This is a genomic window from Streptomyces umbrinus, assembly GCF_030817415.1.
Lineage (GTDB): Bacteria > Actinomycetota > Actinomycetes > Streptomycetales > Streptomycetaceae > Streptomyces > Streptomyces umbrinus_A.
Genome location: NZ_JAUSZI010000002.1, coordinates 1,903,724 through 1,916,468, shown reverse-complemented (window position 1 = coordinate 1,916,468; position 12,745 = coordinate 1,903,724). Strand labels below are relative to the sequence as shown.

Annotated in this window: 2 protein-coding genes; both read left to right on the top strand. The window is 71.2% G+C overall.

The genetic code is table 11. The features are described from left to right. Window positions 1–8: 8 nt before the first annotated feature. Window positions 9–11,021 carry a non-ribosomal peptide synthetase gene (locus QF035_RS09160; protein WP_307519509.1) on the top strand — a complete coding sequence of 3,671 codons (11,013 nt, stop codon included), beginning with the start codon at window positions 9–11 and terminating at the stop codon, window positions 11,019–11,021. Beyond that, on the top strand, window positions 11,008–12,711 hold the full coding sequence (locus QF035_RS09155; RefSeq protein WP_307519508.1) for an ABC transporter ATP-binding protein: 1,704 nt from the start codon (window positions 11,008–11,010) through the stop codon (window positions 12,709–12,711). Before QF035_RS09160 ends, QF035_RS09155 begins: the two co-directional genes overlap by 14 nt. The last annotated feature ends 34 nt before the right edge of the window (window positions 12,712–12,745 follow it).

Sequence of the window (12,745 nt, the reverse complement as noted above, 5' to 3'; positions counted from 1 at the left end):
AGTCTTCGATGATGGAACCGAGCGCTCGTCTCGTACTGCTTTCTCCCACGCGCCTTGCCGACGTACGCAGGCGGACCGGCGACTTCTCCGACCGGACCATCGTCGAGGCGTGCGCCATCGGCCTTTCGTACTGGGCGACGGGGCAGAGTCCCGACGGCATCGACCTCACCCCCGGCACGCTGTTCGCCGACGTGCTTGCGTGGGTCGACAACGGCGGGGACACGCCCGGCGGTTGGGAGAGCGGTGGCTGGGAGGCCGACGGGGACGGCTGGAGTATCGCCGTCCCGGCGGGCGCCATGCAGTCCGACGCGCAGCTCGCGCTGGACGACCTGGCCGACTTCCCGGACCGGCCCATCGGCACCATCGGCCCGTCCGGCGTGGCGGCGCGGATCGAGGCCCTGGCCGAGTGGAACGACACCGAGGCCGACCGGGTCCGCCCGACCATGGTGGAGATGTTCCGCGAGCAGGTGCGTACCAGGCCCGACGCCGTTGCCATCGTCGACGAGCACCGATCCCTGACATACCGTCAGGCGGCCGAACTCTCCGGCCAATTGGCCCACCACCTGATCGAGCGCGGACTCACCGCCGAACAGGTCGTCGGCATCTCACTGGGCCGCTCCGCCGACATGGTGATCGGTCTGCTCGGCGTCCTCCAGGCCGGATGCGCGTTCGTCCCGCTCGATCCGCAGTGGCCCGCCGCACGCCGAGCCGTCGTCATCGAGGACGCCCGGGTCGTGCTGCAGCTCAACGACTCCGGCGAGCAGGCCCCGGGCGAACCCGACGCCGTGGCCGTCGACCTCGGCGACTGGAAGTTCGGCTCCCACCCCACCGACGGGACCGGGATCGCCGTCGACGGCGACGCCCTGGCGTACGTGATCTTCACATCCGGGTCGACCGGGCGGCCCAAGGGCGCGATGATCCGTCACGAAGCCATCAGCGAGCGCCTGTTGTGGCAGGTCGACGAGATCCTCGGCTTCGGCCACGACGACGCGTCGCTGTTCAAGGCGCCGCTGTCCTTCGACATCTCCATCAACGAGATCTTCCTGCCGCTGGTGAGCGGCGGCCGGCTGGTGGTCCTGCGGCCCGGTGGCGAACGCGACCCGCACCACCTGCTGAGCGTCATCGCCGAACACCGCGTCACCTTCACCTACTTGGTGTCGTCCATGCTGGACGTACTCCTTGAGATCGCCGGCGACTCCGGAGACCTGGACAGTCTGCGGCACGTGTGGTGCGGCGGCGAGGTGCTGACCCCGGAGCTGTACGAGCGGTTCCGTACCCGGCTCGACATCCCCATGTACCACGGCTACGGCCCGGCCGAGACGACGATCGGCGTCTCGCACGTCATCTACCGGGGCGCGGCGGAACGCCTGTCGACGTCGATCGGCAAGGCCAACCCCAACACCCAGCTGTACGTGCTGGACGACGAACTGCGCCCGGTCCCGGTCGGAGTCGGCGGCGAACTGTACGTGGGCGGGTTCCTCCTGGGGCGCGGCTATGTCAACGCGCCCGGCCTGACGGCGTCCCGGTTCGTGGCGAACCCCTTCGCCGGGGACGGCTCCCGGCTGTACCGGACCGGTGACCTCGCGAGGTTCGCCCCGGACGGATCGCTGGACTTCCTCGGCCGGGCCGACAACCAGATCAAGATCCGCGGTATGCGGCTGGAGATCGAGGACGTCGAGGTCGGTCTCGCCGAACACCCCGGCGTACGGCACACCTGCGTCGTCGCGAAGAAGAACGCGGCGGGCGGCACCTACCTCGTGGGGTACGTGATCCCGGCCGCCGGGAGCGAGACCCTGGGGGCGGACGAGGTCAGGACGTGGGCCGCCGAGCACATGGTGGAGTACATGGTGCCCGCCCATGTCGTCGTGATGAAGGAGTTCCCGCTCACCGCGAACGGCAAGCTCGACCGGAACGCGTTGCCGGAACCCGCCGTCGGGACGGGCTCGATCGTCCCGCCCACCACCGAGAACGAGCGCGCGGTGTGCGCGGCGATCGCGGCGCTGCTGCAGCTCGACGAGGTCGGTGTCGACCAGGACTTCTTCCAGCTCGGCGGCGACAGCATCCTGGCGATCTCGCTGCTGAGCGCGCTGCGCGACGTGGGTCTCTACGTCACGACACGGCAGATCTTCACCCACACCCTGGTGGGGGCGCTGGCGGCGGTGGCGAGCCGTGAGGACGTCTCCACCGTGGACCACGGGGACGTCGCGACCGGCGCCGTCGTGGGATCGCCCATCGTGCAGTGGCTCGGCGAGACCACGGACGCGATCGACGGCTTCGTCCAGTCGGTGGTGCTGAACACCCCGGCGGACCTGACCGCCGACGCGCTCGACGAGATCCTCGCCGCCGTGGTCGGCCGGCACGACATGCTGCGCGCCGAGCTGGTGCGCGGCGACCGTTGGAGCTTCGAGATACCGGAGGCGGACCAGGCAGCCCCGGGGTGGCAGGAGAGCGACCGGCCGCTCGACGAGTGCGTCGCCCTCGCCACCGACGGACTGGACCCGGCGAACGGCGCGATGCTGCGTGCCGTCTGGCGCCGCGAGGCACGCCAACTCGTCCTGGTCGCCCACCACGTGGTGATCGACGGCGTGTCCTGGCGGGTCCTGATGGAGGACCTGGCCACGGCGTGGCGGCAGTTCTCCTCGGGCACGCCGATCGACCTGCCCCCGGTGGGCACGTCGTTCCGGCGCTGGACGCAGTTGCTGGACCGCGCGGCCTTCGACGCGGACAGCGCCTACTTCCGGCGCCCCCTGCCCGGAGCGGACGAACCGGTGGGCAGGCGTGCGCTGTCCGAGGCCGACACCGTCGCGGGCGAACGGCTCCGGACCGTCTCCGTCGGACCCGAGGTCACGGCCGCGCTGCTGGGCGAGATCCCCGCGAAATTCCACGCGGGCGTCAACGACGTACTGCTGACCGCACTCGCCGTCACCCTCGCACGCCGGCGCCGCGACCTCGGTCAGGACCAGACGTTCGCTCACATCGAACTCGAAGGCCACGGCCGCGAAGGACAGTTCGTGGCGGGCACCGCCGGCTTCGAACCCGAACTGTCCCGGACCGTGGGCTGGTTCACCACGCTGTTCCCGGTGACCGTGGACCCCGGCGCGGCGAGCGACCTCACCGCACCCGAGTACCTGGCCGCCGCGCTCAAGGCGGTCAAGGAGGACCTCGCCCGGGTGCCGGACAACGGCGTCTCCTACGGCGCCCTGCGCTACCTGGCCCAGAGCGAGTTCGACGCGCCCGCACCCCAGGTGCTGTTCAACTACCTGGGCCGCTTCGACGCGGGCTCGTCCGGTGACTGGCAACTCGCGGGCACCACCGGCCAGTTGGGCGAGAAGCGCGACCCGAGGATGCGCCTGCCGCGCGCCCTGGAGTTCAACGCGATCGCCGAACCCGCCGCCTCGACCGGCGAGTACGAACTGGTCACCACCATCTCCTGGCCCGACGGGATGTTCACCGACGAGGACATCACGACGCTCGGCGAGTACTTCCGGGTGGCCCTGGCCGGACTGGCCGCGCTCGACCAGGGCGGCCACACCCCCAGCGACTTCCCCCTGGTGCCCCTGACACAGGCCGACGTCGACGCCCTGGACGGCCCGGAGCTGCGGGACATCCTGCCGCTGACCCCGTTGCAGGAAGGCCTGTACTTCCACTCGGTCTTCGACGACGACTCCGCGGGCAGCTACGTCGAGCAGCAACTGCTCACGCTGGACGGCGAGGTGGACGCCGACCGGCTCGCCGCTGCGGCCACCCGCCTGCTCACGCTCTACCCGAACCTGGCCGCACGGTTCGTGGCCCTCACCGACGGCCGCGTGGTCTCCGTGCTGGACAGCGGTGTGGAGGCCCCCTTCACCACGCTGGACCGCCCCGGCATCACCGACGACGAGATACGCGACCACGCGGAACGGGACCGCCGCGCCGGGTTCGACCTGGCCACAGGACCGCTCATGCGGTACACGCTCATTCGCGCGGGCTCCGGCCGCAGCGTCCTGGTGCAGACCGTGCACCACATCATCGCCGACGGCTGGTCGGTGCCCCCGATGCTCCGCGCGCTGCTGGCCGAGTACCACGCGCCGGGGACCGTGTACGCGATCGGCGGCTTCCCCGACTACGTGCGCTGGCTCGCCGGACGCGACGCCGACGAGAGCGACCGGGTCTGGCAGGAGCAGCTCGCCGAGCTGCCCGGCCCCTCCCTCGTCGCCGAGGGGCACACCGCCTCCGACCGGTTCGCCGACACCGCGGTGGAGCCGGCGGACGACATCGACGCGGCCGTCCGGTCGGCCGGGGTGCCGCTGAGCGCGGCCGTGCACAGCGCCTGGGCCGTGACGCTGGGCGGCATCCTGCACGGCACGGACGTCGTGTTCGGCTCCACGGTGTCCGGGCGCGACGCCGAGGTGCCCGGCATCGAGACCATGGTGGGTCTGTTCATCAACACGATCCCCGTACGAGCCCGTTGGACCGGGACCACCACGGCGCGCGACCTGCTCGCCTCGGTACGGGAGCACCAGAGCGCGGTACTGCCGCACCAGCATGTCTCGCTGGCGAGGATCGGCCGCCAGGCCGGCGCCGGCTCCCTGTTCGACACCCTGGTGGTGTTCGACGTGGCGACCGACGTGGACGCGCTGCGAGGGCCCGACGACGACCTGGTCATCACCGACATCGTGAACGAGGGCGCCCCGCACTACCCGTTGACCCTGGTGGTGGAGCGCGCACTCGACGGCCGTCCCCGCTTCAACCTGATCTACGACGGCGAACTCCTGCGGGAGGCGAGCGCCCAGGCGATCCTGCGTACGTTCACCCGGACCCTCACCGACCTGCTCACCCGGCCCGACGCCCTGGTCGAGAACCTGGCGCCCGAGGACGGCCGACGTCCCGCGCGCATCACTCCGACCACCCTGGGCGGACTGTTCGACGCCGCCGCGCAGCGGGACCCGGCCGCCACCGCCGTCACCCAGTGCGCTCTCGACGGCGGAACCAGGTCACTTACGTACGGCGAACTGTCGGACGCGAAGGACGAGTTGGCCTCGGTGCTGCGTGCGTCCGGGGTCGCCCCGGGCAAACGGGTCGCCGTCGCCGTCCCGCGTTCCCTCGAACAGGTCGTCGCCCTGGTCGCGATCGTCGGCGCCGGCGGTGCGTATGTGCCGCTGGACCTGGCGTACCCGGACGAGCGACTGGAGTACATCCTCGCCGACTCCGCTCCGCAGGTCGTTCTCGTGGACCGCGAGCAGCGGGAACGCTTCACCCAACTGCTGGCCCGGGCGGGCGTGCCGGCCCGCGTGCTCGTACAGGGGGACGAGCTGCCGCAGGGACAGGGGGATGGGCAGGCGGAGGGTCTCAACGAGGCCGTTCCGGCGGTCAGTTGGCGCGACCCGGCGTACGTCATCTACACGTCCGGGTCGACCGGTCGGCCCAAGGGTGTCGTCGTCCCGCACTCCAGCGTGGTGACGCTCCTCGCGAACACCCGGCCCGACATGGACTTCGGTCCGTCCGACGTGTGGGTCCAGTTCCACTCCTTCTCCTTCGACTTCGCGGTCTGGGAGCTGTGGGGGGCGTTGGCCCATGGCGGTGAGCTCCTTGTCCCGGAGTACGGGCTGACCCGCTCCCCGGTCGACTTCCAGCGGCTGGTCCGCGAGCGCGGAGTCACCGTGCTCAACCAGACCCCGTCGGCGTTCTACCAGTTCATCGAGGCCGACCGGCATGCCGGTGAGCCCGTCACCGCACTGCGCCGGATCATCTTCGGCGGCGAGGCGCTGGATCTCGGGCGGCTGCGCGGCTGGGTCGAGCGGCACGGCACCGGTTCGCCCGAGCTGGTCAACATGTACGGCATCACCGAGACCACCGTCCACGTCACCCACCGGGTGCTGACCGACGAGGACTTCGGACTCGGCGACGACGTCAGCCCGATCGGTGGTCCGATTCCCGGCCTGGCCACCTACCTGCTCGACGACCGGCTCCGGCCGGTGCCGCCGGGCCGGGTCGGCGCCATCTACGTCGCCGGCGACCAGGTGTCCCTCGGCTATCTGGGCAGGCCGGGGCTCACCGCGGGCCGGTTCGTGGCGAACCCCTTCGCGGACGACGGCTCCCGGATGTACCACACGGGCGACCTCGCCCGCCGCACGCTCGACGGCGAGCTGGAGTTCGCAGGGCGTGCCGACGACCAGGTCCAACTCAAGGGGTTCCGGATCGAGTTGGGCGAGGTCGAGTCCGCGATCAGGGAACTCGACGGCGTGATCGACGTGGCCGTCACCGTGGCGGACAGCGGCGACCACCTGGTCGCGCACGTGGTGGGGTCACTGCCCGGCGACCTCACCGGCCTCCTGTCCACGAAGCTGCCCGTGCACATGGTGCCGGGGCAGGTGCTGTCGGTCGACGCCTTGCCGTTGACGGTCAACGGCAAGTTGGACCGGCAGGCCCTGGCGGACCGGGCCGAACGCTCCGCGGGGAGTGCCGCAGCAGGAGGGTCTTCGGCTGCGGGTGCGTCGTGGCTGGGCGCGCAGTTCCCCGCGCCCCTTACGGGGCACGTCAGTGATTCCACGCTCGCCGAGCTGGTCGGCATCTTCGCGGAAGCCCTGCCCGGCTCCGCAACAGGCACCGTGGACGCCGACACCGACTTCTTCATGGCCGGAGGCGACAGCATCGTCGCCATCACCGTGATCAACCGGGCCAGGGCGCTCGGCCTGCCGATCGCGCCACGGGACGTGTTCCTGTTCAGGACACCGCGCGCGCTCGCCGAGCACGTGGGTACGCGCACACCGCAGGCCACGGCGACGGACCCGGCACCCGCCCGCCGCGAGGACGGCCCGCTGACGCCGACGCCGATCATCCTGCGCCAGCGCGAACTGGGCGGATCGCTCGCCCGGTTCGCCCAGGCGAGGATGCTCGTCGCCCCCGAGGGCACCGGTTTCGCCGATGTCGAGCGCGCCGCGAACGCCGTCGTCGAGGCTCACCCGGCCCTCCGCCTGCGGCTGCGCGCCGGGCACGGGGTGTGGGCACTGCGCACCGAACCCGCCCGCGGGGTCACCGTCGTGGAGACGGACGCGACCGACGCGACGACCGCGGCGAACGAAGCCGCCGGACGGCTCGACCCCGAGTCCGGGGACGTCATCGCGTTCACGTGGCTGGCGGCGAGCCGGACCCTGGTCGTCACCGTGCACCACCTCGCAATCGACTCGGTGTCCTGGCTGATCGTCCTCGACGACCTGGCCGCCGCCCTGAGCGGTGCGCCCCTGGCACCGCCGACCACGTCCTACGCCGAGTACGCCGAAGCACTGACGCTTCAGGCCACCTCGGCGATCGACGACCTCGGGCACTGGGTCACCACGCTCCGGGCGCCCGAACTGCTGCCCGCGGTCGACAGATTGCGCGAGATCACGGTCGTACTCGCGCCCGACGTGAGCGACCGCGTGACCCGTACCGCGCCCGCCGCACTCGGCGTCGGTCTCACCGAGCTGCTGTGCGGCGCCCTGCGCACCGCGCTGACCCGCGTCCAGCCGTCACCCACCGACCTGGCGGTCGAGCTGGAGCGGCACGGCCGGGTCCCGGCCCTCGAACACCACGACTACACCCGTACGGTCGGCTGGTTCACCTCCATCGCGCCCGTGCGGCTCACGGCGCACACCGACCCGGTCGCCGCGGCGCGCGAGGTCGCCGAACGCCAGCCGGACGAGTGCGGACACGTCGCCTACGGCGGGCTCAGGTACCTCAACCCGCAGACGGCCCCGCTCCTCACCGCCCGCCCGCAGGTGCTGTTCAACTACCTCGGCCGGGGGAGCGAGTCCCAGGCGCTGCACATCACCGGCGGCGATCAGGGCAGCCCGTACGCCGTCGAGGTCAACGCCTGGATCGACGAGGCCACCGGGAGCCTGCGCGCGGAGTTCATCCTCGCCGAGGGCGTATCCGACGAGATCACCGAGCACTGGCTCGGCGCGCTGAAGCACATCGCGGACGCCTCCGCGACGGCCGAGCGCACGGCGCCGGTCACTCCGCTCCAGCGGGGCCTGTTCTTCCAGGCCCAGATGGCGGGTTCGGCCGGACACTACGTCGCGCAGAGCTGGTTCACCTTCGACCGGCGGCTGGACACCGACGCGCTGGCCGAGGCCATGGCGTACGTGATCGGGCGCCACCCGGTCGTGGGCGCCGGCTTCTCCACCGACGACGACGGAAACCCGGTCCAGGTCCTCAAGGCGGGCCGCCGGGTCGACGTACGTACGGTCGAGTCGGCGACGGACGCGGAGGTCGAGGCCCTGCGCGCCCGGGACCGGGACACGGGATTCGACCCGGGTGAGCCGCCGCTGATCCGGCTGACCGTGGTACGGCTGCCCGACGGCCGCGACGGCCTGCTGCTGAGCTACCACCTGCTGCTGTGGGACGGCTGGTCCCGCGAGATCATGCTGCGGGACCTGTTCGACGCCTATCAGGCCGTCGTCGCGGGCGAGCCACTGGACGCGGCTCCGGCCACGCCGAGCTTCGAGGACTACGCCCGGGCGCTCGACGCCAAGGACCCCGCCGTATCGGAACGCTTCTGGGCCGAGCACCTGGCGGGCCTCGCGGGCCCGACACTGCTCGCCGGACCGGCGCCGTCCCTCTCGGACGACCTGCCGCAAGCGCTCGTGCACCAGATGTCCGAGGAGCAGTCGGAACTGTTGCGGGAAGCGGCCAGGACGCACGGTGTCACGCTGAACTCGGTGCTGACCGGCGCGTTCGGCCTCCTGCTCGGCGCCCACACGGGCCGCAGTGACGCCGTGTTCGGCGTGACCGTCTCCGGCCGGGAGGGCGAGGGGCTGTCCGACATCGTCGGCGTGCTCCTCAACACCGTGCCCATGTGGACGCGGGCACGGCCGGACGACACGGTCCGCGAGTACCTGTCGGCCGTGCAGACGGCCAGGGTCGAGGCGATGGAGCATGAGCACCTCGGCCTCGGCGAGATCCAGCGGGCCAGTGGACACGACACCCTGTTCGACAACCTGTTCGTGCTCCAGAACTTCCTGGACATGGACGCGTTCGCCGAGATGAACGCCAGGCACGGCATCACCTCGGTGAAGGCCGACGACTCCACCCACTATCCGTTCACCTGGGTCGTCACGCCCGGCGACCGGCTCACGGTCAAGCTGGAGCACCGCCACGGCGACACCGACAGCGCCCGCCGTCTCCTCGACGACTACCTGCGCGTGCTCGAAGACCTGGCCCGGTCGACCGGACCGGTGGGTGCACTGCGGGGCTTGGGCGCGGAGCCCGAGCCGGGCGAGCGTACCGACGTCGGCACGGACACCGTGGTCGACCGGTTCGACCGGGCGGCGGACCGCGACCCGGAGCGGGTGGCACTCGTCGCCCATGGCTCGACCATGACCTTCGCCCAACTGCGGGACCGCAGCCGCGCGGTGGCGGGTGTACTCGCCCAGCGGGGCATCGGCACGGAGACGAACGTGGGGCTCGCGATCCCGCGCTCCCTCGACTCGATCGTGGCGCTGTTCGCCGTGCTGCGCGTCGGCGCCGCGTACGTGCCGCTGGAACTGGACCACCCGGACGAGCGGATCGCCGCGATCGTCGAGGACGCCCGCCCGGACGTGATCCTCACCGTGAGCGCCGTCTCGCCCCGGCTGACCGGCGACCTGATCGAACTGGACCGACCCCTGCCCGAGGCCGAGCCGTTCGTGACGTTCGCGCCGGACGACCCGGACCGCCTGCGGCACCCCGCGTACACGATCTACACCTCCGGTTCGACGGGGAAGCCGAAGGGCGTGGTGACCGAGTACGCCGGGCTCACCAACATGCTGATCAATCATCAGCGCCGTATCTTCGAGCCGGTGTTGGCGGAGCACGACCACCGGGTCTTCCGGATCGCGCACACCGTGTCGTTCGCCTTCGACATGTCGTGGGAGGAGCTGCTGTGGCTCGCCGACGGGCATGAAGTGCACATCTGCGACGAGGAGTTGCGCCGCGACGCACCCCGACTGGTCGAGTACTGCCTCGAATTCGGGATCGACGTCATCAACGTGACCCCGACCTACGCACAACAGCTCGTCGCGGAAGGGCTGTTGGACAACCCGGCCCGACGGCCGGCGCTGGTGCTGCTGGGCGGCGAGGCCGTCACCCCGACGCTGTGGCAGCGGCTCGCCGGGACCGAGGGGACGGTCGGCTACAACCTGTACGGGCCCACCGAGTACACGATCAACACCCTCGGCGTCGGCACCTTCGAGTGCCAGGACCCGGTGGTGGGCGTGGCGATCGACAACACCGACGTGTACGTACTGGATCCGTGGCTGCGCCCGCTTCCGGACGGGGTTCCCGGTGAGCTGTACGTGTCGGGCATCGGCATCGCGCGCGGCTATCTCGGGCAGCCCGCCCAGACCGCGCACCGCTTCGTCGCCTGCCCGTTCGGCGAACCCGGTGAGCGCATGTACCGCACCGGGGACCTGGTGGTCCGGCGGCCCGACGGCAATCTGATGTACCTGGGCCGCACCGACCAGCAGGTCAAGATCCGGGGACACCGGGTCGAACTGGGCGAGGTCGAGGCCCTGTTCGCGGCACACCCGGCTGTGCGGTTCGTCGCCGCGGTCGCCCAGCCCGACCCGCAGGTCGACGGGGCGTACCGGCTGGCCGCCTACCTCGTCCTCGACGGCTCCGACCTGGCGGCGGTCGCCGCCGAAGTGGGCGCCGGGCTCCCGGACTTCCTGCGCCCGACGCACTACGCCGAGGTCGACAGCATCCCGCTGACGGTGAACGGGAAGGCTGACACCAAGGCGCTGCCGGAGGCCAAACCGCTGGGCGCGCTGACCACGGCGGGGGAGCGCGGACCGGAGACCGAGACCGAGACCACGGTGTGCGAGTTCTTCGCCGAGGCACTGGACCTGGACGACGACGAGGTGAGCGCGGTGAGCGACTTCGTGTCCCTCGGAGGGCACTCCATGCTGGCGGTACGGCTGATCGGGCTGCTCCGCCGGGAGTACGGTCCTGTGATCACCATCCGAGACCTGTTCACCCTGCGAACCCCGGAAGCGATTGCCCACCATCTCGATGACAACTCCTGACACGCAGCGGCCCCGCCCGGGGTCCGACATCCTCCGTACCGCTCTGCGTCGCAACATCGGCGCCATGGTCTGGGGCACCGTCCTCATGGGCCTGTACCAGGCGGGTGAGACGGCCTTTCCCATCGCGCTCGGTCTGATCGTCGAACACACGATGCAGGGCGACCGGAGCCTCGGCGCGCTCGGCCTGTCGATCGGCGCGCTGGCCGTGATCATCACGACCGTGTCGCTGTCGTGGCGGTTCGGGATGCGCGTCCTGCAGAAGGCCAACACGACCGAGGCACACCGCTGGAGGGTGCGGGTCGCGGCCTGCGGACTCCAGCCGGTGGCCAGGGACGTCGACCTCAAGTCCGGCGAGATCCTGACCATCGCCACCGAGGACGCCGACCAGACCGCCGACATCATCGAGGTGGTGCCGCTGCTGATCAGCTCGCTGGTCGCGGTGGTGGTCGCGGCGGTCGCGCTGGGCCTGGCCGACATCCGGCTCGGTCTGCTGGTGATCGTGGGCACCGTCGCGATCCTGTCCGTCCTGAGCGTGATGTCCAAGCGGATCGGCGCCAGTACCCAGGAACAGCAGGCCCGGGTCGCGCGGGCCGGGGCGAAGGTCGCCGACCTGATCATCGGCCTCCGTCCGCTGCACGGCTTCGGCGGCAACCACGCGGCGTTCCGGTCCTACCGGAAGGTGAGCACCGAGGCGAAGCACCAGGCGATCACCGTCGCCAAGGTGAACGGCGTCTACGCGGGCACCGCCCTGGCCCTCAACGCGGTCCTCGCCGCCGCCGTGACCCTGACGGCGGGCTGGCTGGCGTTCGGCGGCGAGATCACCATCGGTGAACTCGTCATGGCCGTGGGCCTGGCGCAGTTCATCATGGAACCCCTCAAACTGTTCTCGGAGATGCCGAAGTACGTGATGATCGCCCGCGCGTCGGCCGAGCGGATGGCGCTGGTCCTGACCGCGCCGCCGGTGACGACACCGGGCCCGGAGCGCCCGTCCGAGGGCGGATCCCTGGAGATCGACTGTGTCCGGTACGGGACCCTGCGCGACGTGAAGTTCCAGGTGCCGGCCGGCGAGTTCGTGGCGATCGCCGTCTACCAGCCCCGTTCGGCGGCCGACCTCGCGTCGGTCCTGGCCGTGAACGTCCCGCCCGAGGCGTACGAGGGAGCCGTGCGGGTGGGCGGGCAGGAGCTCGCGGACCTGTCGGTCGACGCGGTGCGCGAGCACATGCTGGTGAACCCCTACGACGGGGAGATCTTCGCGGGCACCCTCCGCACGAACATCGACCCGTCCGGCACCAGCCGGACGGTCACCGAGGCCGTCGAGGCGTCCCTGCTGACCGATGTCGTCGCCCTGCACCGCGAAGGCCTCGACCACGGCGTCCGCGACCGCGGCGCGAACCTCTCAGGAGGACAGCGCCAACGGCTGTCCCTGGCCCGCGCGTTGGCCGCCGACACGGACGTCCTCGTCCTGCACGACCCGACGACGGCCGTCGACGCGGTCACCGAACAGCTCATCGCCCGCAACATCGCGAAACTGCGCCGGGGCCGCACCACCGTCGTCCTCACCAGCAGTCCGGCCCTCCTGGACGCCGCCGACCGAGTCCTCGTCCTGGACGACGGCGTCATCACAGCAGAAGACACCCACCGCAACCTCCTCGCCAAGGACGCGACCTACTGCTCGGCGGTGGCCCGGTAACTCTCTGACAGACCTGCGGCTTCCAAGGGGCGCG